Source organism: Synechococcus sp. BO 8801, assembly GCF_002252675.1.
Classification (GTDB): domain Bacteria; phylum Cyanobacteriota; class Cyanobacteriia; order PCC-6307; family Cyanobiaceae; genus Cyanobium.
On record NZ_NQKY01000009.1, the window covers coordinates 1 to 26910 of the forward strand.

24 protein-coding genes and 1 pseudogene are annotated in these 26910 nt (G+C 69.6%); 18 read left to right on the plus strand and 7 right to left on the minus strand.

Features of this window, described 5'->3' with window-relative positions:
- From CJZ86_RS08460 to nblD, 5 genes and pseudogenes are all read right to left on the minus strand, one after another.
- Positions 1-619, minus strand: a 619-nt coding sequence (locus CJZ86_RS08460; RefSeq protein WP_198960103.1) for a translation initiation factor IF-2 N-terminal domain-containing protein, incomplete at its 3' end; no start/stop codon positions are given.
- A 101-nt stretch (positions 620-720) separates the two neighbouring features.
- Positions 721-972: pseudogene (locus CJZ86_RS08465) on the minus strand (YlxR family protein); the annotation flags it as partial.
- Entirely contained in the window at positions 969-2408 is a 1440-nt protein-coding gene (gene nusA, locus CJZ86_RS08470) for a transcription termination factor NusA (RefSeq protein ID WP_094585520.1), read from the minus strand. The gene nusA and the pseudogene CJZ86_RS08465, both read right to left, overlap by 4 nt.
- A 52-nt stretch (positions 2409-2460) precedes the next feature.
- Complete coding sequence (locus CJZ86_RS08475) at positions 2461-2934, minus strand: LSm family protein (protein ID WP_094585521.1); 474 nt, start codon at positions 2932-2934, stop codon at positions 2461-2463.
- Between the two features lie 141 nt (positions 2935-3075).
- Positions 3076-3360 (minus strand): NblD family protein, encoded by a 285-nt coding sequence (gene nblD, locus CJZ86_RS08480; RefSeq protein WP_094585522.1) that lies wholly within the window; start codon positions 3358-3360, stop codon positions 3076-3078.
- An 80-nt stretch (positions 3361-3440) separates the two neighbouring features.
- Between nblD and CJZ86_RS08485 the strand changes: the two genes are divergently transcribed.
- From CJZ86_RS08485 to CJZ86_RS08500, 4 genes are all read left to right on the plus strand, one after another.
- Positions 3441-4238 carry a metallophosphoesterase gene (locus tag CJZ86_RS08485; RefSeq protein ID WP_094585523.1) on the plus strand — a complete coding sequence of 266 codons (798 nt, stop codon included), beginning with the start codon at positions 3441-3443 and terminating at the stop codon, positions 4236-4238.
- Positions 4238-5386 carry a trypsin-like peptidase domain-containing protein gene (locus CJZ86_RS08490; RefSeq protein ID WP_094585524.1) on the plus strand — a complete coding sequence of 383 codons (1149 nt, stop codon included), beginning with the start codon at positions 4238-4240 and terminating at the stop codon, positions 5384-5386. Before CJZ86_RS08485 ends, CJZ86_RS08490 begins: the two co-directional genes overlap by 1 nt.
- Positions 5387-5447: 61 nt before the next feature.
- The gene (rpiA, locus tag CJZ86_RS08495) at positions 5448-6161 is read left to right on the plus strand and encodes a ribose-5-phosphate isomerase RpiA (protein WP_094585525.1); all 714 of its coding nucleotides are present in this window, start codon (positions 5448-5450) and stop codon (positions 6159-6161) included.
- A gap of 71 nt (positions 6162-6232) precedes the next feature.
- Positions 6233-8080, plus strand: coding sequence for a putative bifunctional diguanylate cyclase/phosphodiesterase (locus CJZ86_RS08500; RefSeq protein ID WP_094585526.1), 1848 nt, complete (start codon positions 6233-6235; stop codon positions 8078-8080).
- A 12-nt stretch (positions 8081-8092) separates the two neighbouring features.
- Here the strand turns inward: CJZ86_RS08500 and hisD are convergent, their stop codons facing one another.
- Entirely contained in the window at positions 8093-9394 is a 1302-nt protein-coding gene (gene hisD / locus CJZ86_RS08505; protein WP_094585642.1) for a histidinol dehydrogenase, read from the minus strand.
- Between the two features lie 205 nt (positions 9395-9599).
- Between hisD and rpsT the strand changes: the two genes are divergently transcribed.
- The 9 genes from rpsT to CJZ86_RS08550 all read left to right on the plus strand — a co-directional run bounded on the left by rpsT (position 9600) and on the right by CJZ86_RS08550 (position 23348).
- On the plus strand, positions 9600-9911 hold the full coding sequence (gene rpsT, locus CJZ86_RS08510) for a 30S ribosomal protein S20 (RefSeq protein WP_094585527.1): 312 nt from the start codon (positions 9600-9602) through the stop codon (positions 9909-9911).
- A 10-nt stretch (positions 9912-9921) separates the two neighbouring features.
- The gene (locus tag CJZ86_RS08515; RefSeq protein WP_094585528.1) at positions 9922-10737 is read left to right on the plus strand and encodes a TatD family hydrolase; all 816 of its coding nucleotides are present in this window, start codon (positions 9922-9924) and stop codon (positions 10735-10737) included.
- A gap of 215 nt (positions 10738-10952) precedes the next feature.
- Complete coding sequence (gene rpoB, locus CJZ86_RS08520; protein WP_094585529.1) at positions 10953-14243, plus strand: DNA-directed RNA polymerase subunit beta; 3291 nt, start codon at positions 10953-10955, stop codon at positions 14241-14243.
- A gap of 58 nt (positions 14244-14301) precedes the next feature.
- Positions 14302-16206: a DNA-directed RNA polymerase subunit gamma gene (locus tag CJZ86_RS08525; RefSeq protein WP_094585530.1), complete on the plus strand. Its 1905-nt coding sequence runs from the start codon at positions 14302-14304 to the stop codon at positions 16204-16206.
- A gap of 73 nt (positions 16207-16279) precedes the next feature.
- Positions 16280-20395: a DNA-directed RNA polymerase subunit beta' gene (locus CJZ86_RS08530; protein ID WP_094585531.1), complete on the plus strand. Its 4116-nt coding sequence runs from the start codon at positions 16280-16282 to the stop codon at positions 20393-20395.
- Positions 20388-20576 carry a CAB/ELIP/HLIP family chlorophyll-binding protein gene (locus CJZ86_RS08535; protein ID WP_094585532.1) on the plus strand — a complete coding sequence of 63 codons (189 nt, stop codon included), beginning with the start codon at positions 20388-20390 and terminating at the stop codon, positions 20574-20576. The genes CJZ86_RS08530 and CJZ86_RS08535 overlap by 8 nt, the downstream gene beginning before the upstream one ends.
- Entirely contained in the window at positions 20576-21634 is a 1059-nt protein-coding gene (gene rlmN, locus CJZ86_RS08540) for a dual-specificity RNA methyltransferase RlmN (protein WP_094585533.1), read from the plus strand. The genes CJZ86_RS08535 and rlmN overlap by 1 nt, the downstream gene beginning before the upstream one ends.
- A gap of 11 nt (positions 21635-21645) precedes the next feature.
- On the plus strand, positions 21646-22431 hold the full coding sequence (locus CJZ86_RS08545; protein WP_094585643.1) for an alpha/beta hydrolase: 786 nt from the start codon (positions 21646-21648) through the stop codon (positions 22429-22431).
- Positions 22432-22622: 191 nt separating this feature from the next.
- Positions 22623-23348 carry an AIM24 family protein gene (locus CJZ86_RS08550; RefSeq protein WP_094585534.1) on the plus strand — a complete coding sequence of 242 codons (726 nt, stop codon included), beginning with the start codon at positions 22623-22625 and terminating at the stop codon, positions 23346-23348.
- Positions 23349-23376: 28 nt separating this feature from the next.
- Here CJZ86_RS08550 and CJZ86_RS08555 read toward each other — a convergent pair whose 3' ends face one another.
- Positions 23377-24657, minus strand: coding sequence for an AmpG family muropeptide MFS transporter (locus CJZ86_RS08555; RefSeq protein WP_094585535.1), 1281 nt, complete (start codon positions 24655-24657; stop codon positions 23377-23379).
- A 77-nt stretch (positions 24658-24734) separates the two neighbouring features.
- Here CJZ86_RS08555 and CJZ86_RS17515 point away from each other — a divergent pair, with 77 nt between their 5' ends.
- From CJZ86_RS17515 to CJZ86_RS08575, 5 genes are all read left to right on the plus strand, one after another.
- Complete coding sequence (locus CJZ86_RS17515) at positions 24735-24860, plus strand: DUF8624 family small hydrophobic protein (protein WP_254944288.1); 126 nt, start codon at positions 24735-24737, stop codon at positions 24858-24860.
- A gap of 64 nt (positions 24861-24924) precedes the next feature.
- Positions 24925-25725, plus strand: coding sequence for a HEAT repeat domain-containing protein (locus CJZ86_RS08560; RefSeq protein ID WP_094585536.1), 801 nt, complete (start codon positions 24925-24927; stop codon positions 25723-25725).
- 85 nt (positions 25726-25810) lie between these two features.
- Positions 25811-26026 (plus strand): DUF2997 domain-containing protein, encoded by a 216-nt coding sequence (locus CJZ86_RS08565; protein ID WP_015110555.1) that lies wholly within the window; start codon positions 25811-25813, stop codon positions 26024-26026.
- Positions 26027-26054: 28 nt separating this feature from the next.
- Entirely contained in the window at positions 26055-26447 is a 393-nt protein-coding gene (locus CJZ86_RS08570) for a DUF1257 domain-containing protein (protein WP_094585537.1), read from the plus strand.
- A 4-nt stretch (positions 26448-26451) separates the two neighbouring features.
- Positions 26452-26874, plus strand: a complete 423-nt coding sequence (locus tag CJZ86_RS08575; RefSeq protein WP_094585538.1) for a ferredoxin — start codon at positions 26452-26454, stop codon at positions 26872-26874.
- The last annotated feature ends 36 nt before the right edge of the window (positions 26875-26910 follow it).

Consider the following 26910-nt stretch of genomic DNA (forward strand, 5'->3'; position numbering starts at 1 on the left):
CCGGGCGGGCGGGTGCCGCCGGGACCGGTCGGGCCGGTGGGCCGCCGGGGGAGGGCGGCGTCGCCGCCGGGCCGGAGGCCGGGGGTGCGGCGGAGGGTTTGCCCATGATCGTGGGCGGCCGGCCGGCCGGTTTGCCGGCCTCGACAGGCCGTGGGCGCGCCGGGGCGGGTGCCGGGGCCCCAGCGGGCCTGGGCCGCGCCGCCGGGGGCTCGGGGCGGGACGGGGCCGGGGCCGGTGGCGAAGTAGCGGCCACCGGGCGGGGCGCGGGGGGCCGGCTGGCGGGGGGAGCCGGGGGTGCGGCGGCTGAAGCGGCGTTGGCCGGAGCTGGGGACGCAGCGCTGGCCCTGGGGGCGCTCACCGGAGCCGGAGCGGCCTTCTTCACCGCCAGGATCGCCTTGGCCGGGGGGGTGGGCGCCGGCGGTTCGGGCCGTGCCGGTGACGGGGTGGTGACGGTCACAGCGATCAGGGAACGGATCCGGGAGGCCTCGTCATCACTGATGGAGCTGCTGTGGCTCTTGGCCGCAATGGAGAGCTTCTCGGCGGCATCGAGCACGTCCTTGTTGTCCAGGCCCAGGTCCTTCGACAGCTCGTAGATTCTCACTTTGCCGCTGCTGGTCATTCAGAAAGGTCTCCGTACGGTGGGGCCGAAAGGACCCCGGGGCCGCACGCACGTGGCGACCATGGTTCATCTTGCCTCAGAGGTCGCGGTGCCGATCGCTCGAGACGTGCCTCGAGGCTGGCGAGGATGGCCTCGCTGACGGCGCAGCGCAGGCCGCGCTGGAGACGGCGACGGCGGCGGGCTTCCTCCAGGCAGCTCGGTTGCGGGCAGAGATAGGCCGATCGGCCCATCCCCCCATCCAGGCTCACCGTCCCGTCCGCCTGGCGCACCACACGCCAGAGCTGGGTGCGGTCGCACAGGCGGCGGCAGGAGACGCAGCGCCGCAGCACCGGCCGCCCGGTCGGCGCCGTCACCGGACGTCCTCACCAGGGGTCTCCTCGGTGGCCCCGTCGACGGCCTCGTCGATGGGGGGCTCCGGCTGGTCGTCCGGCTCGGCTTCGGATGGGGCGACGTCCTCGCCGCCCTCCTCGCCATCACCCTCGCCGTAGGACTCATCGTCTTCCGGCAGGGGGTAGAGCTCCCGCAGGCGGGCGTCCTCCTCGGCGCGGGTGGCCTGTTCGGCCTCCAGACGGGCCTCGGCCTCGGCCTGCAGGGCCTCCTCCTCCTGGCGCTGGGCGATCAGGGTCGCCACCCTCTCGTCCTCGCTGACCTGGTCGTACTCCTGGGCATCCTTGATGTCGATCTTCCAGCCGGTGAGGCGGGCCGCCAGGCGCACGTTCTGGCCCTCCCGGCCGATGGCCAGGCTCAGCTGATCGTGGGGCACGAGCACATGGGCGTGGTGCCCTTCGGGATCCACCAGGCGCACCATCTCCACCCGCGCCGGGCTGAGGGAGTTGGCCAGGTACTGGGCCGGGTCCGGGGACCAGCGGATGACGTCGATCTTCTCGCCCCGCAGTTCGTTCACCACCTGCTGGATGCGGGAGCCGCGGGCACCGATGCAGGCCCCCACCGGATCCACTTCCCGTTCGACGCTGTCGACGGCCACCTTGGTGCGGGGGCCGACGGCGCGGGAGGGGGGATTGGCCTCACGGGCCACGGCGACGATCCGCACCGAACCCTCCTGGATCTCGGGCACTTCGTTCTCGAACAGATAGACCACCAGGCCCGCATTGGCCCGGGAGACGAACAGCTGGGGACCGCGGCGGGGCACCTCGCTGACCTCCTTGAGGAACACCTTGAAGGTGGCGTTGGCGCGGTAGTTGTCGTTGGGCAGCTGGTCGCGGCGGGGCAGCTCCGCCTCCACCTCCGGCCGGCCCAGGCCGCTGCTGACGGCCATGATCACGCTCTGGCGCTCGAACCGGATCACCCGGGCGGTGAGCACCGGATCCTCCAGGTCGGCGAATTCCTCCTGGATCATGCGGCGTTGCTGGTCCCGCAGCTTCTGGGCCAGCACCTGCTTGGTGGTGGATGCGGCCATGCGGCCGAAATCGTCCTTCTCCGGGGTCACATCCAGCACCACCGTGTCGCCGATCTGGGCGTCCTCCGCCACCTGGCGCACTTCCTCGATGGCGATCTGGTGGTCGTCGCTCTCCACCTCCTCGACGATGATCTTGCTGGCCAGCACCCGGTAGCCCTCCTCCTCCAGATCGAGGGCGACGTCGAAGTTGCTGAAGTAGTCCTCTTCGAAGGGGTCCTCGCTGATGCCCAGGTAAAGGGTGCGGCGGTAACGCTCGTAGCCCTTCAGCAGCGCCTCCCGCAGGGCCGCCTCCACCACCTGGGGAGCCAGCTTCTTCTCGTCGCTGATGTCCTCGATCAGGTTGTTGAGACCGGGGAGCAGAACCAGGGCCATGAACTCGGGGGCGTGGGGGCAGGAAAGGGAACGGGGGGGTGAACCGAGCGGTTCAGGAATCGGGAGGCGCCTGGGTGAGCCGCACCCGCAGCACGTCGTCGCGGGGGATGCGCAGGATGCGGCCGCGTTCGTTGAGCTGCACCACCTCGGCATCGCGGCCGAGCAGGAGGCCCATTCGCCGCACTTCTGCACCGTCAGCGTCCCGGCGGATCACCTCCACCGGAAAGCCCCGGAAGCTGACGAAATCCCGGTCGGAGTGGAGATCCTCCCCGATGCCGGGGCTGCTCACCTCCAGGACGTAGGCCATCGTCAGCAGCCCGGAGGCCTCGATGGCCTCGGCGAGGGGACCGCTCACGGCGGCACACTCATCGAGATTGACATCGCTCCCGTCGGCCCGCTGCACCCGCACGACGACCGTCAGGGGGATGCGGTGGGCCAGCACCTCGACCGACTGCACCTGGAGATGCGCCGCCTCGACCACCGGCCGAGCCAGCGTCTCCAGGTCGTCAGTGAGGGGATGGGGCAAGGACGGGCGGCGTAGGGAGAGGTCTCCCGCTGGCGGGATGGTCCGCCGCGCGCTGCAGTGTTCACTGCCCCCAACCACCAGGCTGCCTCCCGTCAGGGGGAAGGCCGTGCGGAACAAGGGTGAGGCCCGGCGGGCACCAATTCACCCTAGAGGATTGGCCTCCGGTGGCCTCGGAATCTCCAGGATGGGAGCCTCGGCGTAGTAGTCGTTGGCGGTGACTTCGCCCCGCAGGCTGAGGTCCTGGTTGAGGCACTGGCCGCACTGCTCGGGCGTGCGCAGGTACTGACACACCCGGGCCCAGAGCTTGGCGCGGCTGCCCGGGGCCCCCTGGCTGAAGTGGACCAGGTCGTTGCCTCCGGCCATCCCCTGGATCTCCACCTTGCAGAGGGTGCAGCGCTGCCGCGTGCCGGGGGGGATCGGGGCCATGGCCTCGGGGAGGAGTGGGGGCAAAGTTAAGCCGATTCAGGTCGCGTGGTCCCGCCCCGGGCCGGCCGGAGCCGTCTCCGATGCGAATTCTTCAACTCAGCGATCCCCATCTGCTCGCCGATCCCGCCGGTCGCTGCCACGGCCGGCCGGCGCTGGCCCTGCTCCGCCACGGGCTCCGCGAGGCCCTCGGCCAGCTCCGCAGCGCCGGCGAGGCCCCTGATCTGCTGCTGATCAGCGGCGATCTCTGCGATGACGAGAGCTGGGGCGGGTACGCCCGCCTCGGGGAGCTGCTGCAGGAATTCCCGCTGCCGGTGGCCCTGCTGGCGGGCAACCACGACCACCCCGCCCTGCTGCGGGCCGACCTGGGGCGCCGCGCCGTGGTGGCTCCGGCCCTGATCCGCTGCGGCAGCGGGCAGCTGCTGCTGCTCGACAGCCACCGCAGTGGCGACACAGCCGGCGAGCTGGGCCGGCTCCAGCTGGACTGGGCGCGGCGCCGCCTGGCCGCCGGATCGGCCGATGGGGAGCGGCCCCTGGTGGTGGCGGTGCACCATCCCCCGGTGCCGATCGGCGATGCCGAGATGGATGCGATCCGCCTGCGGGACGGTGAGGCCCTGCTGGATCTGCTGCGGCCGGTGGCCGCCCTGCGGGGGCTGGTCTTCGGCCACGTCCACCAGCACTGGCAGGCGGGGTTGCCCGGGCGCCCGGCGGTGCCCCTGCTGGGCTGTCCTTCCACCCTGCGCAGCTTCGGGCCCGTGCAGCCCTGTCCCCTGGGGCGGCCGGCCGATCCCGGCGGGCGCTGGCTGGCGCTGGGGGACGACGGCGTCCTGGGGCAGCGGTTGCTGCGCTGGGCGCCATGCGACGGCCCTAGCCTCCCCTGATGCAACGTCCCTTCCCCCTGTCTTCCCTGCTCCGGCGGCTGCGGGGCCTGATGGCGGTGGCCCTGCTGCTGGTGTTCGCCGCCCTGCCCCTGCCGGCGGCGGCCCTCGAGGAGGCCCCCCCGCTCCTGACCCCCCACAGCTTCGTGGCCGACGCGGCCCGGCGGGTGGGGCCGGCGGTGGTGCGGATCGACACCGAGCGCAACGTGGCCCGGCCCCCGTTCGATCCGGCCCTGCTGGATCCCCTGCTGCGGGATCTGTTCGGCGATCCCTCCGGCAGCACGCGCGAACGCGGCCAGGGCTCGGGGGTGGTGATCGACAGCCGCCGCGCCCTGGTGCTCACCAACGCCCACGTGGTCGACAGCGTGGACCGGGTCACCGTCACCCTGGCCGATGGCCGCCAGCTGGACGGGACCGTGGTGGGCACCGACCCGGTGACCGACCTGGCGGTGGTGCGCCTCACCGGCCAGGGCAGCCTGAGCGCCGCCCCCCTGGGGGATTCCGAGGCCCTGGAGGTGGGCGACTGGGCCATCGCCCTGGGCAGCCCCTACGGCCTCGAGCGCACCGTCACCCTGGGGATCGTCAGCAGCCTGCATCGGGACATCAACAGCCTGGGCTTCGCCGACAAGCGCCTCGACCTGATCCAGACGGATGCAGCCATCAATCCGGGCAACTCCGGTGGCCCCCTGATCAACGCCGCCGGCGAGGTGATCGGCATCAACACCTTGGTGCGCTCCGGCCCGGGGGCCGGCCTGGGCTTCGCCATCCCCATCAACCTGGCCAAGAAGGTGGCCGACCAGCTCGGCGAGGGTGGCAGCGTTGTTCACCCCTACCTCGGCCTCCAGCTGGTGCCGCTCACGGCCCGGATGGCCCGCGACAACAACAAAGATCCGGATGCCCTGCTGCAGCTCCCCGAGCGGGACGGCGCCCTGGTGCAGCGGGTGCTGCCGGAAAGCCCGGCGGAGGCGGCCGGGCTGCACCGCGGCGACCTGGTGGTGGCCATCGCCGACCAGCCGGTCAATACCCCCTCGGCCCTGCTCCAGCAGGTGGAGCGGTCCCAGGTGGGACAGCCCCTGCCGCTGAAAGTGGTGCGCGGCCAGCGGGAGCTGCAGCTCTCGATCCGGCCGGCGGCCCTGCCCCAGGCGGGCTAGGAGCCAGGGGGGGCTGGACTGTCCCCCTTGCTACGGTCTGCGCCATTTCCGGCAGACCCCGATGTCCGATCTTCAGGACCGAATGAAGGAGGCCGTGGCCACGGCGGCGGTGGATCAGATCCGTGACGGCATGGTGGTGGGGCTGGGCTCGGGCTCCACGGCGGCCCTGATGATCCGGGCCCTCGGCCGCAAGCTGCAGCAGGGCGAACTCAGCGGCATCGTCGGGGTCACCACCTCTTTCCAGGGGGAGGTGCTGGCCGCCGAGCTGGGCATCCCCCTGCAGACGCTGAACGCCGTGCAGCGCATCGATCTGGCCATCGACGGCGCCGATGAGGTGGATCCCTCCTTCCAGCTGATCAAGGGGGGTGGGGCCTGCCACGTGCAGGAGAAGCTGGTGGCCCGCCGGGCCGACCGCTTCGTGGTGGTGGTGGATGCCACCAAACTGGTGGAGCGCCTCAACCTGGGCTTCCTGCTGCCGGTGGAGGTGCTGCCCGGGGCCTGGCGCCAGGTGCGGGATGAACTCACTGCCATGGGCAGCCGCGTCGAGCTGCGCATGGCCGTGCGCAAGGCCGGTCCGGTGGTCACCGACCAGGGCAATCTGGTGCTGGATGTGGCCTTCGACGGGGGCATCGACGATCCCGCCGCCCTGGAGGCAACGATCAACAACATCCCCGGGGTGCTCGAGAACGGGCTGTTCGTGAACCTCGCCGATCAGGTGCTGGTGGGTGAGGTCGTGGACGGCGAGGCCGGGGTGCGCGACTTGGCGAGGCGCTGAGCGGCTCTTCTGCTGGGCTGCCTGGCGGTTGGCCCCCAGAATGGGGCGATCCTCTGTGGGCTGGGCGAGCGGTGCCCCACGGCGACCTCAGCAAGCCGCTGCTCCAGCTTCTGGCGGAGACGGCAGAGGCGTTCATCGTCGAGCCCACGAGTGAACTGGACGCCACGATTGATCGCACCCTGGCGTCCATCGGCGGCCTGTTCGATGTGGATCGGGCCTATGTGTTCTCCCTGACGCGCTATCCGGGTTTCGCCAGCAACACCCACGAATGGTGCGCGCCCGGGGTGGAACCGCAGGTCCAGCATCTCCAGCACGTGTCGGAGGTGTCCATCGCCTGGTTGATGGGGGAAATGCGGGCGGGGCGGGCGATCAATCTCGAGTCGCTGGTCGATCTCCCCGTCGGGGCCGATGCCGAGCGTGCCCATCTCAGCTCCCAGGGCATTCAGTCGCTGCTGGTTCTTCCCCTGGTGCGGCGAGGCGAGCTGGAGGGGTTCGCGGGCTTTGACCACATCCGCGGCTGCCGCCGCTGGAGCGAGCAGGAAGTGGCCGTGCTCTCGATCGTGGTGAGCGGCTTCGCCCAGGGATTCGAACGTCGTCTGATTGACCAGCAACTGCGTCAGCTGGCCTACGAGGATCCGCTCACTCGCCTGCCCAATCGCTCCCTGCTGAGTCAGCGTCTCGGCGAGGAGCTGGAGCGGGCCAGGCGCAACGGCACCCACCTGGCGGTGGGCTACCTCGATCTGGACAACTTCAAGCCCATCAATGACAGCCACGGCCATGCCGTCGGAGACCAGTTGCTGGTGGCCGTCGCCGAGCGCCTCTGCCGTTGCCTGCGACCCGGCGACACGGTGGGCAGGCTGGGGGGGGACGAATTTGTGGTGATCCTTCCCGGCCTCAGCAGCCTGGCCGAGCTGGAGTCGCTGGGGGAACAGCTGCTCAGCGCGGTGGCCGAGCCCACGCTCATCGGCGAGACGCTCTGCGTGGCCTTGAGCACCAGCATCGGCTTCCGGCTGGTGCCTCCCGACGATGCCGATCCGGATACCTTGCTGCGCCAGGCCGACCAGGCCATGTATGCCGCCAAGCGAGATGGTCCGGGGCGGATGCACCACTTCGACGTGGAGCTGGAACGGCGCCAGTCGCTGCAGCGCTTCCGTCTGGAGCGGGTGCGCCAGGCGATCGAAGAGCAGCAGCTGCGCCTGTTCGTGCAGCCGGTGATCGATCTGGCCACCGGGCAGCTGTGCTTTGCCGAAGCCCTTGTGCGCTGGCAGCACCCCCAGCAGGGGCTGCTGTTGCCGGAGGCCTGGCTGGGCTGGATCGAGGATCAACCGGAGATCAGCCGCCTCGGAGACTGGGTGCTGGAGCAGGCCCTGCGCCACTGCTCCGCCTGGATGCGGGCAGGGCTGGCTGTGGCGGTGAGCGTGAACATGTCGGCCCGGGAGCTGCGCGATCCAGGTTTCGCGGAGCGGATCGGCGCGGCCCTGGCCCGCCATCCCGATCTGCCTGCCTCGGCGTTGAGGCTGGAGGTGCTGGAAACAGCCGCCCTGGAGGATCTGGAGCAGGTGGCCCAGAACATCGCCCACTGCCGCGAGCTGGGTGTGAGCTTTGCCCTCGACGACTTCGGCACCGGCTACTCCTCGCTCACCTACCTGCGCAGGCTGCCGATCTCCACGATCAAGATCGACCGCTCGTTCGTGGCCAGGATGTTGGTGGACCCCGCCGATCGGGCCATCGTCAAGGCCGTGGTGGATCTGGCCCATGCCTTCGGCCGCACCTGCGTGGCCGAAGGGGTGGAGACGCCTGAGCACCTGCAGGCGTTGCGGGCGATGGGCTGTGAACTGGCCCAGGGGTTCGTCATCGCCCGGCCGATGCCGGCGGAGGACCTGCCCGGCTGGAAGCTCCCGCCCTCCGCAGGCGGATGAGCAGCGGTTCGCTCAGCTGTCCGGGGCCCCGAGCCGCTGGCGCACCGATTCGGCGTGGCTGTGCAGCCCCTCGCTCTCGGCCAGGGTGACCACCGCCGGACCGGTGGCCTCCAGGGCCGCCCGGTTGAAGTGGATCAGGCTGGTGTGGCGCAGGAAGGTCTCGACGCTGAGGGCGCCGGCGAACCGGGCGGTGCCCGAGGTGGGCAGGGTGTGGTTGGGGCCGGCCAGGTAGTCGCCCACCGCCTCGGGCGACCAGGGGCCGAGGAAGATGGCGCCGGCATGGGTGATCCGATCCGCCAGGGATTCGGGATCGTCCACCAGCAGCTCGAGGTGCTCCGGGGCGAACCGGTCGCTGAGGGCCGCCGCCTCGGTGAGATCGTCGCAGACCACGATCAGGCCCCAGTCGTTGAGGGCCTGCAGGGTGATGGCGGCCCGGGGGTGCCGCTCCAGCTGGGCTTCGATGGCGGCCGGCACGGCCGCGGCCAGCGCCTCGCTGGTGGTGATCAGGATCGCCGCCGCCAGGGGATCGTGCTCCGCCTGGGCCATCAGGTCGGCGGCCACCTGGGCGGGCCGGGCGGTGTGGTCGGCGATCACCAGCACCTCGCTGGGGCCGGCCAGGGAATCGATGCCCACCGTTCCGTAGACCGCCTTCTTGGCCAGGGTCACGTAGAGGTTGCCGGGGCCGCTGATCACATCGACCGCAGGGATCGTTTCGGTGCCGTAGGCCAGGGCCCCGACCGCCTGGGCGCCCCCCACCCGGTAGACCTCCTCCACCCCGGCGCGGTGGGCGGCGGCCAGAACGGTGGCGTTCGGCTCGCCGCCGGCGCCGGGCGGGGTGACCATCACCAGCCGTTCCACACCCGCCACCCGGGCGGGAATCGCATTCATCAGCACCGTGCTGGGGTAGGAGGCCCGGCCGCCGGGGACGTAGATCCCCGCCCGCTGCACCGGGCGCCAACGGCGCCCCAGCCGCTCGCCATGGGGGCCGGTCACGGCCAGATCCGCCGGCATCTGGCGGCGGTGGAACTCCAGGATCCGGTCGTGGGCCAGGTCGAGGGCCCGGCGCAGGGGTTCGGGACAGTCGTGCCAGGCCTGGGCCAGCCGCTCGGGGGGCACCCGCAGGGGATCGGGCCGCAGGCCGTCGAAGCGCTCGCTGAAGTCGAGCAGGGCCGCGTCGCCGCGCTCCCGCACCTCGGCCAGGATCGCCGCGACCCGCGCCTCCTCCTCGCGCATCCGGCCACCCTCGGTGCGGGCGGCGATCGCTTCGAGCCGTTCGCCGGCCCGCTGGCGGTCCCGCAGGCAGGTGATCCGCAGCGCCGGCCGGACTCCATCGGCGTCACCGGTGGCGGCAGGGGCGACGGCACGGGCGGGGGTGGTGCCGGCAGGGCTGCTGCCGGTTGGGGTGGAAGCGACCACGGGGCTGTGCCGGAGGCGGAGGGCTGCCTTGAAACTAGGGCCTGGAAACGGCCGGGGCCCACACGGTAGGATCCGCGTTTGCCGAGTCAGCGCCCCTACGCCTGTGGCCAATAACAAGTCTTCGAAGAAGCGCATCGAGATCGCCGAACGCAATCGCCTGCGCAACCGCACCTACAAGTCCGCCCTGCGCACCCTGATGAAGCGCTGCCTCACCGCCTGCAGCGCCTATGGCCAGCAGCCCGGCGAGGAGGCCAAGGCCGCTGTCCAGTCCAGCATGAGCGCCGCCTTCAGCAAGATCGACAAGGCGGTCAAGGTGGGTGTGGTGCACCGCAACACCGGCGCCAACCAGAAGTCGCGTCTGAGCGTGGCGGTGAAGAAGGTGCTCGAGCCCGCCGCCGGCAGCACCGGCGCCTGAAGCCCTCCCCATGGCCGTGAGCTCCCAGCAGGCCGCCCCATCCCTGGTCGACAGCCACTGCCACATCGTGTTCCGCAACTTCGAGGCGGATCTCGACGAGGTGGCCGGCCGCTGGCGTGAGGCGGGGGTGAAGGCGCTGGTCCATGCCTGCGTGGAGCCGGCGGAGATTCCGGCGATCCGGGCCCTGGCCGATCGCTTCCCCGAACTGCGCTATGCCGTCGGGGTCCACCCCCTCGACACCCAGCACTGGCATGGCGACACCGCCGCCACCCTCGAGGCGGCGGCCCGTTCCGACGACCGGGTGGTGGCGATCGGCGAACTGGGTCTTGATCTTTTCAAGGCCACGAACCTCGACGAGCAGCTGGCGGCCCTGGGGCCCCAGCTGGACCTGGCGGTGGCCCTGGATCTGCCGGTGATCATCCACTGCCGGGATGCGGCCGAACCGATGCTCGCCGAGCTGCGCCGGCGCGAGTCTGAGGGCCGCTGCCCCCGTGGGGTTATGCACTGCTGGGGGGGCACCCCCGAGGAGATGGCCGGCTTCCTCGAACTCGGGATGTTCATCAGCTTCAGCGGCACGGTCACCTTCCCCAGGGCCGAGCCCATCCATGAATGCGCCCGGCTGGTGCCGGCCGACCGCTACCTCGTCGAGACCGACTGCCCCTTCCTGGCGCCGGTGCCCCGCCGCGGCAAGCGCAACGAGCCCGCCTACGTGGCTTCGGTGGCCGCCCGGGTGGCCGAACTCCGGGGCGAGACGCTCCACGAGGTGGCGACGACCACCACTGCCAATGCGGCCCGTCTTTTTAGGCTGCCCCTCCAGGTTGTATGATGTCTTATTGGCCTGGAAGCGGAAGCGCTCCTTTTGTCCACGACGGCATCAATTGAGTCGGCAAACCAGCAGCGAGCCCTGTAAGCGCCCCCGCCGGATCGTTCGTCCCTGTTCCAGGGGCGGACGTTTCGGCTGAGCGCCTGTTGGCATGGCCCGTCCCGCCGTCCGTCCCCGTCCAGGTCCGCCCCACCACCTCGTTCCTGCAGGTTCACCGCATGAGCAGCGCGATCCAGGTCGCCAAGACCGTCACTTACCTTCCCGATCTCGTGGAGGTACAGAGGGCGAGCTTCAAATGGTTCCTGGAGAAGGGCCTGATCGAGGAGCTGGACAGCTTCTCCCCGATCACCGACTACACCGGCAAGCTGGAGCTGCATTTCATCGGCGATCAGTATCGCCTGAAACGCCCTCGCCACGACGTGGAAGAGGCCAAGCGTCGCGATGCGACCTTCGCCTCCCAGATGTACGTCACCTGCCGCCTGGTCAACAAGGAGACCGGTGAGATCAAGGAGCAGGAGGTCTTCATCGGGGAGCTTCCCCTGATGACCGAGCGCGGCACCTTCATCATCAACGGCGCCGAGCGGGTGATCGTCAACCAGATCGTCCGCAGCCCCGGCGTCTACTTCAAGGACGAGCAGGACAAGAACGGCCGCAAGACCTTCAACGCCAGCCTGATCCCCAACCGGGGCGCCTGGCTCAAGTTCGAGACCGACAAGAACGACCTGCTGCACGTGCGCGTCGACAAGACCCGCAAGATCAACGCCCACGTGCTGATGCGGGCCATCGGCCTGTCCGACAACGACGTCCTCGACAAGCTGCGGCACCCGGAGTACTACCAGAAGTCGATCGAGGCCTCCAACGAGGAGGGCATCTCCTCGGAAGACCAGGCCCTGCTGGAGCTCTACAAGAAGCTGCGTCCCGGTGAACCCCCCTCGGTGAGCGGCGGCCAGCAACTGCTGCACAGCCGCTTCTTCGATCCCAAGCGCTACGACCTGGGCCGGGTGGGTCGCTACAAGATCAACAAGAAGCTGCGTCTCACCATCCCCGATGCGGTGCGCACCCTCACCGCCGAGGACGTCCTCTCCACGATCGACTACCTGATCAACCTGGAGCTCGATGTGGGCGGCGCCTGCCTCGACGACATCGACCACCTGGGCAACCGCCGGGTGCGCTCGGTGGGCGAGCTGCTGCAGAACCAGGTCCGCGTTGGCCTTAACCGCCTGGAGCGGATCATCAAGGAACGGATGACCGTCGGCGAGACCGAATCCCTCACCCCCGCCCAGCTGGTCAACCCCAAACCCCTGGTGGCGGCGGTCAAGGAGTTCTTCGGCTCCAGCCAGCTGAGCCAGTTCATGGACCAGACCAACCCCCTGGCCGAGCTGACCCACAAGCGCCGCATCAGCGCCCTCGGCCCCGGCGGCCTCACCCGGGAGCGGGCCGGCTTCGCCGTGCGCGACATCCACCCCTCCCACTACGGCCGCATCTGCCCGATCGAGACCCCCGAAGGACCCAACGCCGGCCTGATCGGCTCGCTTGCCACCCACGCCCGGGTGAACGAGTACGGCTTCATCGAAACCCCTTTCTGGCGCGTCGAGAACGGCATCGTCCTCAAGCAGGGCGATCCCCTCTACCTCTCCGCCGACCTCGAAGACGAGTGCCGGGTGGCCCCGGGTGACGTGCCGACCGACGCCACCGGACGCATCACCGTCGATCTGGTGCCGGTGCGCTACCGCCAGGACTTCGAGAAGGTGCCCCCCGAGCAGGTGGACTACGTCCAGCTGTCACCGGTGCAGGTGATCTCGGTGGCCACCTCCCTGATCCCCTTCCTCGAGCACGACGACGCCAACCGGGCCCTGATGGGCTCGAACATGCAGCGCCAGGCCGTGCCCCTCCTGCGCCCCGAACGGCCCTTGGTGGGCACCGGCCTGGAAACCCAGGTTGCCCGCGACTCCGGCATGGTGCCCATCACCAAGGTGAACGGCACCGTCTCCTTCGTCGATGCCACCGCCATCGTCATCCGTGACGACCAGGGCCGCGACCACACCCACTTCCTGCAGAAGTACCAGCGCTCCAACCAGGACACCTGCCTCAACCAGCGGCCGATCGTCCGCCAGGGCGATCCGGTGATCGCCGGCCAGGTGCTGGCCAACGGCTCCGCCTGCGAAGGCGGCGAGATCGCCCTCGGCCAGAACGTGCTGATCGCCTACATGCCCTGGGAGGGCTACAACTACGAGGACGCCATCCTGGTGAGCGACCGACTGGTCCAGGACGACCTCTACACCTCGGTGCACATCGAGAAGTACGAGATCGAAGCCCGCCAGACCAAGCTCGGTCCCGAGGAGATCACCCGGGAAATCCCGAACGTGGCCGAGGAGAGCCTGGGCCACCTCGATGAGATGGGCATCATCCGCATTGGCGCGTATGTCGAATCCGGCGACATCCTGGTGGGCAAGGTGACCCCCAAGGGCGAGTCGGATCAGCCGCCGGAAGAGAAGCTGCTGCGCGCCATCTTCGGTGAGAAGGCCCGCGACGTGCGCGACAACTCCCTGCGGGTGCCCAGCACCGAACGGGGCCGGGTGGTCGACGTGCGCATCTACACCCGCGAGCAGGGCGACGAACTGCCGCCGGGCGCGAACATGGTCGTGCGGGTCTACGTGGCCCAGCGCCGCAAGATCCAGGTGGGCGACAAGATGGCCGGCCGCCACGGCAACAAGGGCATCATCAGCCGCATCCTTCCCCGGGAGGACATGCCCTACCTGCCCGACGGCACCCCCATCGACATCGTGCTCAACCCCCTGGGGGTGCCGAGCCGCATGAACGTGGGCCAGGTGTTTGAGTGCCTGATGGGCTGGGCCTCCTCCCACCTCGACTGCCGCGTCAAGGTGGTGCCGTTCGATGAGATGTACGGCCCCGAGAAGTCGAAGCAGACGGTGCAGGCCTACCTCGAGGAAGCCGCCAAGCTGCCCGGCAAGGACTGGGTCTACAACCCCGCCAACCCCGGCAAGATCCAGCTGATCGATGGCCGCAGCGGCGAACCCTTCGACCAGCCGGTGACCGTGGGCTACGCCCACATCCTCAAGCTGGTGCACCTGGTGGACGACAAGATCCACGCCCGCTCCACCGGCCCCTACTCCCTGGTGACCCAGCAGCCCCTGGGCGGCAAGGCCCAGCAGGGCGGCCAGCGACTCGGGGAGATGGAGGTGTGGGCCCTGGAGGCCTACGGCGCCGCCTACACCCTGCAGGAACTGCTCACCGTCAAGTCCGACGACATGCAGGGCCGCAACGAGGCCCTCAACGCCATCGTCAAGGGCAAGCCCATCCCCCGGCCGGGCACGCCGGAGTCGTTCAAGGTGCTGATGCGGGAGCTGCAGTCCCTCGGCCTCGACATCGCCGTCTACACCGATGCCGGCGAGGAGGTCGACCTGATGCAGGACGTCAACCCGCGCCGCAGCACCCCCAGCCGTCCCACCTACGAATCCCTCGGTGTCGCGGATTACGACGATGACTGATCGCTTGATTCACCGGCTCTGATTTCTCCGTCTCTCTCGATCACCCTGCGTCCCCGCCATGTCCAACAGCAACCTCCGCACCGAAAACCACTTCGACTACGTGAAGATCACGCTCGCTTCCCCCGAGCGGATCATGCAGTGGGGGCAGCGCACGCTGCCCAACGGACAGGTGGTGGGTGAGGTCACCAAGCCGGAAACGATCAACTACCGGACCCTCAAGCCCGAGATGGACGGGCTCTTCTGCGAGAAGATCTTCGGCCCGTCCAAGGACTGGGAATGCCACTGCGGCAAGTACAAGCGGGTGCGGCACCGCGGCATCGTCTGTGAGCGCTGCGGCGTCGAAGTCACCGAGAGCCGGGTGCGGCGCCACCGCATGGGCTTCATCAAGCTGGCGGCTCCGGTCTCCCACGTCTGGTACCTCAAGGGCATCCCCAGCTATGTGGCGATCCTGCTCGACATGCCCCTGCGGGACGTGGAGCAGATCGTCTACTTCAACTGCTACGTGGTGCTCGACAAGGGTGACCACAAGGACCTCACCTACAAGCAGCTGCTCACCGAAGACGAATGGCTGGAGATCGAGGACCAGATCTTCGCCGAGGATTCCGAGATCGAGAACGAGCCCATGGTGGGCATCGGCGCCGAGGCCCTCAAGCAGCTGCTTGAGGACCTCGACCTCGAGAAGGAGGCCGAGCAGCTCCGCGAGGACATCAACAACTCCAAGGGCCAGAAGCGGGCCAAGCTGATCAAGCGCCTGCGGGTGATCGATAACTTCATCGCCACCAACGCCCGCCCCGAGTGGATGGTGCTGGATGTGATCCCGGTGATCCCCCCCGATCTGCGCCCCATGGTGCAGCTCGACGGCGGCCGTTTCGCCACCAGTGATCTCAACGACCTCTACCGGCGGGTGATCAACCGCAACAACCGCCTGGCGCGCCTCCAGGAGATCCTTGCCCCCGAGATCATCGTCCGCAACGAGAAGCGGATGCTGCAGGAGGCCGTCGATGCCCTGATCGACAACGGCCGCCGCGGCCGCACCGTGGTGGGGGCCAACAACCGGGCCCTCAAGTCGCTCAGCGACATCATCGAGGGCAAGCAGGGCCGCTTCCGCCAGAACCTGCTCGGCAAGCGGGTCGACTACTCCGGTCGTTCCGTGATCGTGGTGGGCCCCAAGCTGAAGATGCACCAGTGCGGCCTGCCCAAGGAGATGGCGATCGAGCTGTTCCAGCCGTTCGTGATCCATCGCCTGATCCGCCAGAACATCGTCAACAACATCAAGGCGGCCAAGAAGCTGATCCAGCGGGCCGACGACGAGGTGATGCAGGTGCTGCAGGAAGTGATCGAAGGACACCCGATCCTGCTCAACCGGGCCCCGACCCTGCACCGGCTCGGCATCCAGGCCTTCGAGCCCAAGCTGGTCGATGGCCGCGCCATCCAGCTCCATCCCCTGGTCTGCCCCGCCTTCAACGCCGACTTCGACGGTGACCAGATGGCCGTGCACGTGCCCCTGGCGATCGAGGCCCAGACCGAGGCCCGCATGCTGATGCTGGCGAGCAACAACGTGCTCTCCCCCGCCACCGGCGAGCCGATCATCACCCCGTCCCAGGACATGGTGCTCGGTGCCTACTACCTCACCGCCGTCGACCGGGAGAAGGCGCAGCCCGCCTTCGGCGACCGTTCCCGCACCTTCGCCGACCTCGAGGACGTGATCGCCGCCTTCGAGGAGAAGCACCTCACCCTGCACGACTGGGTCTGGGTGCGCTTCAACGGCGAGGTGGAGAGCGACGACGAGGACAACGAGCCCGTCTCCACCGACACCCTCTCCGATGGCACCCGCGTCGAGCAGTGGAAGTTCCGCCGCGACCGCTTCGATGAGGACGGCGCCCTGATCAGCCGCTACCTGCTGACCACCGTGGGTCGGGTCGTCATCAACCACACGATCATCGACGCCGTGGCCGCCTCCTGAGTTCCACCGGCCGGGCCGAGACCCGCGCCCCGTGTCTTCCGATTCCCTCCAGCCTTCTCCATCGCGCGCCGCCATGACCGCCACCCCCGCCAAGAAGATCAGCAAGAAGAGCGCCAAGGCCGCCGCCGAACTGGCGGCCGCCACCGCCGCCGCCGAACTCGCCGCCTCGGCCCTCAGCAAGCAGGCGCCGCCGTTCCGCAACCGGATCATCGACAAGAAGGCGCTGCGCAACCTGGTCTCCTGGGCCTACAAGCACCACGGCACCGCGGCCACCGCGGCGATGGCCGACGAGCTGAAGGATCTGGGCTTCCACTACGCCACCCAGGCGGCGGTGTCGATCTCGGTCGACGACCTGCGCATCCCCGGCGACAAGGCCGTCCTGCTGGAGGAGGCCGAGGAGCAGATCACGGCCACCGAGGAGCGCTACCGGCTCGGTGAGATCACCGAGGTGGAGCGCCACACCAAGGTGATCGACACCTGGACCGAGACCAACGAGCGCCTGGTGGCGGCCGTGCGCCGCAACTTCAACGACAACGATCCACTCAACTCGGTGTGGATGATGGCCAACTCCGGCGCCCGGGGGAACATGTCCCAGGTGCGTCAGCTGGTGGGCATGCGCGGCCTGATGGCTAACCCCCAGGGGGAGATCATCGACCTGCCGATCCGCACCAACTTCCGTGAGGGCCTCACGGTCACCGAGTACGTGATCTCCTCCTACGGCGCCCGCAAGGGCCTGGTGGACACCGCCCTGCGCACCGCCGACTCCGGCTACCTCACCCGCCGTCTGGTGGACGTGGCCCAGGACGTGATCGTGCGGGAGGAGGACTGCGGCACCCACCGCTTCATCCCCATCAACGCCGACGAACGGGGCCGCTTCGGCACCAAGCTGGTGGGCCGTCTGGCCGCCCAGCCCGTCGTCGACAGCGACGGCGTCGTCATCGTCGACCGCAACGGTGAGATCGACCCGGCGATTTCGGCCGCCATCGAGAAGGCGGCGATCGCCACCGTGATGGTGCGCTCGCCCCTCACCTGCGAGGCCTCCCGTTCGGTCTGCCGCAAGTGCTACGGCTGGGCCCTGGCCCACAACGAACTGGTCGACCTGGGTGAAGCCGTCGGCATCATCGCCGCCCAGTCGATCGGTGAACCGGGCACCCAGCTCACCATGCGCACCTTCCACACCGGTGGTGTGTCCACGGCCGAGACCGGCGTGGTGCGCTCGCTGGTGGATGGCGTAGTGGAATTCGGGCCCAAGGCCCGGGTCCGCGACCACCGCACCCCCCACGGCGTCGAGGCCAAGCTGGCCGAAACCGACTTCACCCTCACCCTCAAGCCCTCGGGCAAGGGCAAGGTGCAGAAGATCGACATCACCAACGGGTCGATCCTGTTCGTGGCCGATGGCGATCCCGTCGCCAACGACATCATCCTGGCCCAGATCTCCTCGGGCTCGGCGGTGAAGAAGAGCGTGGAGAAGGCCACCAAGGATGTCATCTGCGACCTTCCCGGCCAGGTGCGCTTCGAGGATGTGATCCAGCCCCGGGAGGTCACCGACCGCCAGGGCAACATCACCCACAAGGCCCAGCGCCTCGGGCGCCTCTGGGTGTTCAGCGGCGACGTCTACAACCTGCCGCCCAACGCCCTCCCCGTCGTCGAGACCGACAAGCCGGTGACCGCCGGCGATGTGCTGGCCGAGAGCCGGCTGCAGAGCGAATACGGCGGCGCCGTGCGGCTGCGGGAGTCCACCGGCGACTCCCGCGAGGTGCAGATCGTCACCGCCAGCCTCACCCTCAAGGACTGCAAGCTGGTGGGTGAATCCAGCCACACCGGCGAGAGCTGGCACCTGGAGGGCAAGGACAACACCCGCTACCTGGTCAAGACCCAGCCCGGCACCAAGATCGGCGCCGGTGAGGTGATCGCCGAACTCACCGACGACCGCTTCCGCACCCAGACCGGCGGCATGGTGAAATTCGCCCCCGGCCTCTCGATCAAGAAGGCCCGCTCCGCCAAACACGGTTTCGAGGTGAGCAAGGGCGGCACCCTGCTGTGGATTCCCCAGGAGACCCACGAGATCAACAAGGACATCTCCCTGCTGATGATCGAGGACGGCCAGTGGATCGAGGCCGGCACCGAGGTGGTGAAGGACATCTTCAGCCAGACCGCGGGCATCGTCACCGTCACCCAGAAGAACGACATCCTGCGGGAGATCATCGTGCGCTCCGGTGAGCTGCACCTGGTCTCCGATGCCAAGGTGCTCGGCCGCTATGGCGAGGACGGCAAGATGGTCAACCCCGGCGAGGAGATCGCCCCCGGCCTCAAGGCCGAGGCGATGAAATTCGTCGAGAAGGTCGACACTCCCGAGGGCGGCGCCCTGCTGCTGCGCCCCGTCGAGGAATACGCCATTCCCGATGCCGCCCACCTGCCCGAGCTGTCCACCGTCAAGCAGACCGGCGGTCCCTCCCTGGGGCTGAAGGCCACCCAGCGCCTCACCTTCAAGGACGGCGAGCTGATCAAGTCGGTGGAAGGGGTGGAACTGCTGCGCACCCAGCTGATCCTGGAAACCTTCGACACCACCCCCCAGATGACGGTGGATGTGGAGGCGGTGGCCGACAAGCGGGCCAAGACCATCGAGCGGCTGCAGCTGGTGATCCTGGAAACCCTGCTGGTGCGGCGCGACACCCTCTCCGACGCCAGCCACGGCTCCACCCACACCGAACTGCAGGTGGAAGACGGCATGACCGTCAAACGGGGCGATGTGGTGGCCACCACCCAGATCCTCTGCAAGGAGAACGGGGACGGGGTGGTGCAACTGCCCGAGCCCGTCGTCGGTGAACCGATCCGCCGCCTGATCGTGGAGCGGGCCAACGACACCCTCAGCCTGGATCTCGGCACGGCCGCCCCGATGGTGGCGGTGGGCGATCGCATCGTCGACGGCAAAGTGCTCGCCGACGGGGTGCTCTCCCCCTGCTGCGGCCAGGTGGAGGCCATCGACGGCAAGACCCTCACCATCCGTCTGGGCCGGCCCTACATGGTGTCGCCCGATTCGGTGCTGCACGTCCGGGACGGCGAACTCGTGCAGCGTGGCGATCCCCTGGCTCTGCTGGTGTTCGAGCGTCAGAAGACCGGCGACATCGTTCAGGGTCTGCCCCGGATCGAGGAACTGCTCGAAGCCCGCCGCCCGCGGGAATCGGCGGTGCTCTGCCGCAAGAGCGGCACCGTGCAGATCAAGCAGGGCGAGGACGACGATTCGATCACGGTGTCGGTGATCGAGACCGACGACGTCATCACCGAGTACCCGATCCTGCTCGGCCGCAACGTGATGGTCTCCGATGGCCAGCAGGTGAGCGCCGGCGAGATGCTCACCGACGGACCGATCAACCCCCACGAACTGCTCGACTGCTTCTTCGAGGACCTGCGCAGCCGCAAGCCCACCATGGAGGCGGCCCAGGAGGCGATTTCCAAGCTGCAGTTCCGCATGGTGACGGAGGTGCAGAACGTCTACAAATCGCAGGGGGTCTCGATCAGCGACAAGCACATCGAAGTGATCGTGCGCCAGATGACCAGCAAGGTCCGCATCGAGGATGCCGGTGACACCACCCTGCTTCCCGGCGAGCTGATCGAGCTGCGTCAGGTGGAGCAGGTGAACTCCGCCATGGGCATCACCGGCGGCGCCCCCGCCGAGTTCACCCCCGTGCTGCTGGGCATCACCAAGGCCTCCCTGAACACCGATTCGTTCATCTCGGCGGCCTCCTTCCAGGAGACCACCCGGGTGCTGACCGAAGCGGCCATCGAAGGCAAGAGCGACTGGCTGCGGGGTCTCAAGGAGAACGTGATCATCGGCCGCCTGATCCCCGCCGGCACCGGTTTCGGTGGCTTCGAGGAGGAGCTGCGCGCCGAGGCCGGACCCCACCCCGACATCCTCGAGGAGGAGGCCGCCGGCTACCGCCGCAACCAGAACCTGCGTCCCGACTACACGGTCGAGATGCCGGCCCCGGCGGTCACCGCCGCCGTGCTGGACGACCCCTCCGAGGAGGATCTGGAGGCCACCCGCAGCCGCCACGGCATCGAAGCGGCCGCCAGCGGCTTCGCCGCCTTCGCCCGTCCCACCGCCGAGGAGGGCCTCGAGGAGGAGCTGATCGCCGATCCGGCCGCCCTCGAGGGTCTGCAGGAGGAGGGACTGCTCAGCGATGACTGATCCCGCCGTCGCCACCCCTGCCGCCCCCGCCCGGGCCACCCCCGTGCCGGTGCGCCGCCTGCCGCGCTTCGGCTTCCACACCCACACCGAACGCCTCAACGGCCGGGTGGCCATGCTCGGCTTCATCGCCCTGCTGGCGGTGGAGTGGAAGCTGGGCCACGGCCTGCTGATCTGGCCCTGATGGCCGGGCCTGCCCCCCTGCTGGGGATGGGCCAGGCGGCCCTGGAGGCCTGGGCCGGTGACCAGGGCCAGCCGGCCTTCCGGGGCCGGCAGCTGCACGACTGGATCTACGCCAGGGGGGCCCGCAGCCTCGACGCGATCACGGTGCTGCCCAAGGCCTGGCGCGAGGGGCTGGCGGCGGCCGGCACCGGCATCGGCCGCTCGGCCCTGCTGCACCGCAGTGACGCCAGCGACGGCACCACCAAGCTGCTGCTGGCCACCGCCGATGGCCTCAGCCTCGAGACCGTCGGCATCCCCAGCGGCGACCGGCTCACGGTCTGCGTCAGCAGCCAGGTGGGCTGCCCCATGGCCTGCCGCTTCTGCGCCACCGGCAAGGGCGGGCTGCAGCGCTCCCTGGCGGTGCACGAGATCGTCGACCAGGTGCTCAGCATCCGCGAGGCCATGGACCGGCGCCCCTCCCACGTGGTGTTCATGGGTATGGGCGAACCCCTGCTGAACACCGAAGCGGTGCTGGAGGCCATCGCCTGCCTCTGCACCGACCTGGGCATGGCCCAGCGCCAGATCACCGTCAGCACGGTGGGGGTGCCCCGCACCCTGCCCACCCTGGCGGAGCGGGCCCTTGAGCGGCTGGGGCGGGCCCAGTTCACCCTGGCCGTGAGCCTCCATGCCCCCGACCAGCGCCTGCGGGAGGAGCTGATCCCCACCGCCCACGCCTATCCCCTCGAGGCGCTGCTGGACGACTGCCGCCACTACGTGGCCATCACCGGCCGGCGGGTCAGCTTCGAGTACATCCTGCTGGGGGGCGTCAACGACCATCCCCGCCAGGCCGATGCCCTGGCTCGCCTGCTGCGGGGCTTCCAGAGCCACGTCAACCTGATCGCCTACAACCCGATCGCCGAGGAGGACTTCCGGCGCCCCGCTCCGGAGGCGGTGGAGGCCTTCCGCGCCCAGCTGGAGCGGCGCCACATCGCCGTCAGCGTGCGGGCCAGCCGCGGCCTCGACCAGGACGCCGCCTGCGGCCAGCTTCGCCGCAGGCTGATGGACGCCCCGGCGGGGTGATCGCCATTTCGATGCCGCCACGCGCTGCCACGGCCCTGGCGGTCCTCCTGGCCGGCGGACTGGCCTACGGGGCCCTGTGCGGCCTTCTGTTCCTGCGCCAGCGCTCCCTGCTCTATTTCCCCCAGCCCCGCTCCGCCGATGCGCCCGGCGAGCTGCTGGCCCTGCCGATCACAGGCGGCCCGCCGGGGGCCCGGGTGTTGGTGACGGTCCGCCACCGCCCCGGCCCGAAGGCGCTCCTCTACTTCGGCGGCAATGCCGAGGCTGTGGCGGGCCAGCTGCCCCTGCTGGCGGCCGCCTTTCCGGAGCACGCCCTCTATCTGCTGCACTACCGGGGCTACGGCGGCAGCAGCGGCCAGCCCTCGGAGCGGGCCCTGTTCGCCGATGCCCTCGCCCTCTTCGACCGGGTCCGGCCTGACCACGACCAGATCGCCGTGATCGGCCGCAGCCTCGGCAGCGGCGTGGCGGTGCACCTAGCGTCCCGGCGCCCCGTCGCCCGGCTGGTGCTGGTCACGCCGTTCGACAGCATCGAGGCGGTGGCGGCCCAGCGTTTCCCCCTGGTGCCGGTGGGGCTGCTGCTCCAGGACCGGTACCGCTCCGACCAGGCGGCTCCCCGGGTCGGGGCGCCCACCCTGCTGATCGCGGCCGAACGGGACGAGGTGATCCCCCGCGCCAACACCGACGCCCTGCTGTCCAGCTTCAGGCCCGGGGTGGCGTCCCTGGTGGTGCTGCCGGTCGAGGGCCACAACGCCGTGGAGGGCTCCCCGCGCTACATCGGCCTGCTGCGCGGCGACCCCTGAGCTGCAGCTCTTCGAGGCTCGGTGACATCCTGAGCCTGAAACTTCACACCCGATTCTCAGCGGAATAACCTCGTGGATGAATCATTGATGCCGCTCTTTGTGCCGGAGAGAAAACTGTTTGTGGTGGATTCTGGCGCGATGGGATTCGGTCAGTATGGGCCAGCAAACTTTGTCTTCTGTGTGAGTTGCTGATGGGCTCTCCACCGTCCTTCCAGGTGATTGGCGATGACATGCAGGCCGTCGAGATTGACCTGGCCCCAGGCCAGGCAGTGATCGCGGAAGCCGGCACCCTGATCCTTCTGGAGGAGGGCATCACGTATCAGGCCCTGATGGCCGATGGGAGCGAGCCCGCCGGCCAGGGACTTCTCGGTAGCCTCAAGGGGGCCGCCAAGCGGATGGGGTCCCAGGCCGGGCTCTTTCTCACTCACTTCACCAATCTGACTCAGAACAGTCGTAAGGTTGTCTTCGGTGCGAGTAATCCCGGCAAGCTAGTTCCGGTAGAACTGCCGTCCTGGGGCGGTCAGATTCTGTGTGCAGCCAGCAGCTTTGTGTGTGCCGAGATGGGCACGAAATTGGATGCCGCCCTGGTGAAAAAACCTACCGTCGGATTCTACGGAGGATATGGTTTTATCTTGCAGAAAATCTCAGGGGATGGTCTGGTCTTCCTCCATGCCACCGGTTCCCTGTTGCGGCGTGAGTTGAGGGGTGAATCCTTGCGCATCGAGCCGGGTGCCCTGGTGGCGTTTTCCGCGGATCTGGACTATTCGATCGAGCGGGCTGGAGACCTCAAGACCATGCTGTTCGGCGGCGAAGGTCTGTTTTTGGTCACGTTGCGTGGGCACGGCAGTGTGCTGATCAACAGCCTGCCGTGGCACAGGGTCGTGCATCAGATCGTGGAGCAAGTGCCACGGCAATGAGCGTGACCGCGCCCATGAAACGGCGCGCTCAGCCGCCGTCCCGCTCGGCGCTGTAGGCCCCGCGGGCGCCCTGGCCGTTCCAGGGGGTGAGCCGCAGCATCAGCAGGAAGGCCGGCAGGGCCGCGGCGGCGGTGGCCAGGAAGAAGCCCGGCCAGCCCAGCCGCTCGGCCACCAGGCCGGCCGGGGCGGCCAGCAGGGAGCGGCTCAGGGCATAGACGCCCGAGAGCAGGGCGTACTGGGTGGCGGAGAAGCGGGGGTTGCAGAGGCTCATCAGCAGCGCCACGAAGGCGGCGCCCACCATGCCGCCGCCGATGTTCTCGAGGGCCACGGCCGTCAGCAGGGCCGGCATGCCGCCGTCGAAGCGGGCCAGGCCCCAATAGGCCAGGTTGCCCGCCGCCCCCACCAGGGCGAACAGCCACAGGGAGCGGTTCATGCCCAGCCGGCCGAACAGCACGCCCCCCAGCACCGTGCCCACGATGGTGGCGCCGATGCCCCAGCCGGCCAGCACCGACCCCACCACCTCAGGGCTGAAGCCCTTCTGGATCAGGAACGGCACCGCCATCAGGCCGAGCAACCCGTCGGGCCAGCGGTAGAGCAGCACCAGGGTGAGCAGGGCCACGGCCCGGGGGCCGCCGCTGCGGTGCAGGAACTCCCGCGCCGGACCCAGCACCGCCTGGCGCAGGCTGGTCACCGGCACCGCCAGGGGTTCCAGCCGCGGCGCCGTGAGGGTGAAGGGCACCACCACCAGCATCAGCAGGGCCGAGAACAGGAAGGCCAGGGGCCAGTCGAAGCGGCCGGCCAGGATGAAGCCGCCGGCCCCCACCGCCAGCATCGCCGTGCGGTAGCCCAGGTTGGAGGCGGCGGCCCCGGCACCCCGCTCGAGGTCGGGCAACAGGTCGGTGCGGTAGGCATCCACGGCGATGTCCTGGGTGGCGCTGACCACCGCCAGCAGCACCGCCATCACCCCGATCGCCGTGAGGCTGGCCGGATCGCTCGAGGGCCGCAGCAGGGCCATGGCGCCGATCACCGCCACCAGGGTGAGCTGCAGCACCAGCAGCCAACCGCGGCGGCGGTCCGGCCAGGGCAGGGGCCAGCGGTCCAGGGCCGGCGCCCAGAACATCTTCAGGGTGTACGGCAGCTCCGCCAGCCCCAGCAGGCCGATCAGGCCCAGGGGGATCTGGCTGGCGGTGAGCCAGCCCTGCAGCAGCTTGGTGCCCACCATGTAGGGGGTGCCGCTGGCCACCCCCTCGGCGGCCACCGCCAGGAGGCGACGCCAGGGGCGGACACTGCTGGAGGCAGGGCTGGCCATGGCCGCTCGCGGATCGCCGAACCCTAGGGGCGACCGGTCGGACCACAATGCAGCCAGCACCCCCGTCCCTATCCCCCATGTCCTTCCTGCGCTCCACGCTGCTGCCGGTCGCGATCGTGCTGCTGTTCGGCCTGGCCCTGTTCGCCGTCAGCGCCCGCATCTGGCTGCCCGGCGACATGGCCGCCCCAGCCCCGCTGGGCTGATCCCGCCCCCCTGGGCTGATCCGGCGCCGCCCGGCTTTTACGATGCCTTCACCTGGATGGCTCCATGCCGGACGACGGCCTGCCCTTTCCCGAAACCACCCACGCGCTGGCCCTCGATCCGGAGGTGCTGGCCCGGGAACTGGCGCAGGAGCTCCTGGGTGATCCCCTCGATGAAATCGACAGCGTCGCCCCCTCCAGCTCCGACGTGGCCGCCGAGTGCGACCTCGGCATCGAGCTGCTGAAGGGGGGACGGGAGGAGCGCCTGCAGGGCCTGCGCATCTTCTGCGAGCACCGCGACCCCCGGGCCATTCCCCTGCTGCTGCCGCTGCTGAAGGCCGGCTGCCCGATCGTGCGGATGAGTGCCGTCTACGCCCTCGGCCGCAACCCCCACCCCCTGGCGGTGGAGCCCCTGCTGGGCCTGCTGGCGGCCGACGACAACGGCTACGTCCGCAAGGCGGTGGCCTGGAGCCTCGGAAACTACCCCGAGGCTCCGGTGCTCAACCCGCTGATCCGGGCCCTGGAGCTCGACATCGCCGCGGTGCGGCTGTGGGCGGCCAGCTCCCTGGCCGATGCCGGCGCCACCGGCGTGGCCAAGGCCGACCCCGCCGCCGCCCAGCTGCTGCTGAGCCTGCGCATCGACAGCGAGCCGGCGGTGCGCAGCAACTGCGCCTGGTCCCTGGGCCGCCTCTACACCGATCTGGTGGAGCCGCGCCAGCTGGACGTGGTGGAAGCCCTGCTGCACACGATGCTGCACGACGGCGACCCCACCGTGCGGGACGAAGCCCGCATGGCCCTCGAGCAGCTGGAACAGCCCGAGGTGCTCGAACGGCTGCAGACCCTGGTGGACGAGGGACTGATCAGCTGATGGCCGCCGGCCAGGGCTGTCCGGCGGCCGCGAGCTCCGGAAATCGCGGTTAAGATCCCGGTCTCACCTGTGCAGCCCATCCGGGATGGCCCAACGCACCATCCGCTTCCGCATTCGCCCCGACGGGCGCGTGGAGGAACTCGTGGAGGGCGTGCAGGGCGAGGGGTGCTCCCAGCTGACGGAGCGGATCGAGGCCCGGCTGGGCAGCGTGCAGCAACGACGCAGCACCTCGGAAGCGTTCCAGACGCCCCCCCTCGTTCTCCAGGACCCCCAGGTGGTCGTTCAGCACCACGGCCCCTGAGCCCCCGCTCCCCCTTCCCTTTCGTCCCATGTCGCACTTCAGCACCGTCAAGACCGAGCTGCGCGATCGCCAGGCCCTGGTGGAAGCCCTCCGCGACCTGGGCCACCCTCCGGCCGAGGGCTCCTGCCAGGTGCGCGGCTACCGCGGCCAGACGGTGACCGCCGATCTCGCCATCCCCCAGGCCGACGGTGTCGACATCGGCTTCCGCTTCAACCCCGACAGCGGCAGCTACGAGCTGGTCACCGACCTGGAGCTCTGGAAGCAGCCCATCCCGGTGGAGCGCTTCCTGGCCAAGCTCACCCAGCGCTATGCCCTGCGCACCATCCTGGCCAGCACCGTCGAGGAGGGCTTTCAGGTGAGCGAGCAGACCAACCACCAGGACGGCAGCATCGAACTGGTGGTGACTCGCTGGGACGCCTGATCCCGTGAGCGCGACGGGCCCCTCCGCCGGTCTCGACCCCGCCCTCGCCTTCCGCACCGCGGTAGCCCCCGAGTCGGCAGCTACCGGCCGGGAGCCCGTGCTGGGTGGGGCCCTGCGCCAACAGGCCGTCTGGGTCGATGAGGCCGTCTGCATCGGCTGCCGCTACTGCGCCCATGTGGCCGGCAACACCTTCGTGGTGGAACCCGACTGGGGCCGCTCCCGGGCCCTGCGCCAGGACGGCGACAGCACCGAGCGGATCCAGGAGGCGATCGACACCTGCCCCGTGGACTGCATCCACTGGGTTCCCTACGAGCAGCTGCCGGTCCTGAGGGCCCAGCTCGACGACCAGGAGATCCAGCCCCTGGGGCTCCCCTCCCATGGTCGCCGCCGCCGCACCCTGCCCCGCTCCGTCGCGCCATCGCCGTGACGATCCCCAGCCGGCGTTTCGGCCGCACGGGACTGG

Excerpts from the sequence above, each read along its gene's own strand:
- nusA (WP_094585520.1), bottom strand. The coding sequence starts at position 2,408 with ATGGCCCTGGTTCTGCTCCCCGGTCTCAACAACCTGATCGAGGACATC.
- nblD (WP_094585522.1), bottom strand. The coding sequence starts at position 3,360 with ATGGCCCCGATCCCCCCCGGCACGCGGCAGCGCTGCACCCTCTGCAAG.
- CJZ86_RS08485 (WP_094585523.1), top strand. The coding sequence starts at position 3,441 with ATGCGAATTCTTCAACTCAGCGATCCCCATCTGCTCGCCGATCCCGCC.
- CJZ86_RS08490 (WP_094585524.1), top strand. The coding sequence starts at position 4,238 with ATGCAACGTCCCTTCCCCCTGTCTTCCCTGCTCCGGCGGCTGCGGGGC.
- rpiA (WP_094585525.1), top strand. The coding sequence starts at position 5,448 with ATGTCCGATCTTCAGGACCGAATGAAGGAGGCCGTGGCCACGGCGGCG.
- CJZ86_RS08515 (WP_094585528.1), top strand. The coding sequence starts at position 9,922 with ATGGCCGTGAGCTCCCAGCAGGCCGCCCCATCCCTGGTCGACAGCCAC.
- rpoB (WP_094585529.1), top strand. The coding sequence starts at position 10,953 with ATGAGCAGCGCGATCCAGGTCGCCAAGACCGTCACTTACCTTCCCGAT.
- CJZ86_RS08525 (WP_094585530.1), top strand. The coding sequence starts at position 14,302 with ATGTCCAACAGCAACCTCCGCACCGAAAACCACTTCGACTACGTGAAG.
- CJZ86_RS08530 (WP_094585531.1), top strand. The coding sequence starts at position 16,280 with ATGACCGCCACCCCCGCCAAGAAGATCAGCAAGAAGAGCGCCAAGGCC.
- CJZ86_RS08535 (WP_094585532.1), top strand. The coding sequence starts at position 20,388 with ATGACTGATCCCGCCGTCGCCACCCCTGCCGCCCCCGCCCGGGCCACC.
- rlmN (WP_094585533.1), top strand. The coding sequence starts at position 20,576 with ATGGCCGGGCCTGCCCCCCTGCTGGGGATGGGCCAGGCGGCCCTGGAG.
- CJZ86_RS08545 (WP_094585643.1), top strand. The coding sequence starts at position 21,646 with ATGCCGCCACGCGCTGCCACGGCCCTGGCGGTCCTCCTGGCCGGCGGA.
- CJZ86_RS08550 (WP_094585534.1), top strand. The coding sequence starts at position 22,623 with ATGGGCTCTCCACCGTCCTTCCAGGTGATTGGCGATGACATGCAGGCC.
- CJZ86_RS08555 (WP_094585535.1), bottom strand. The coding sequence starts at position 24,657 with ATGGCCAGCCCTGCCTCCAGCAGTGTCCGCCCCTGGCGTCGCCTCCTG.
- CJZ86_RS17515 (WP_254944288.1), top strand. The coding sequence starts at position 24,735 with ATGTCCTTCCTGCGCTCCACGCTGCTGCCGGTCGCGATCGTGCTGCTG.
- CJZ86_RS08560 (WP_094585536.1), top strand. The coding sequence starts at position 24,925 with ATGCCGGACGACGGCCTGCCCTTTCCCGAAACCACCCACGCGCTGGCC.
- CJZ86_RS08565 (WP_015110555.1), top strand. The coding sequence starts at position 25,811 with ATGGCCCAACGCACCATCCGCTTCCGCATTCGCCCCGACGGGCGCGTG.
- CJZ86_RS08570 (WP_094585537.1), top strand. The coding sequence starts at position 26,055 with ATGTCGCACTTCAGCACCGTCAAGACCGAGCTGCGCGATCGCCAGGCC.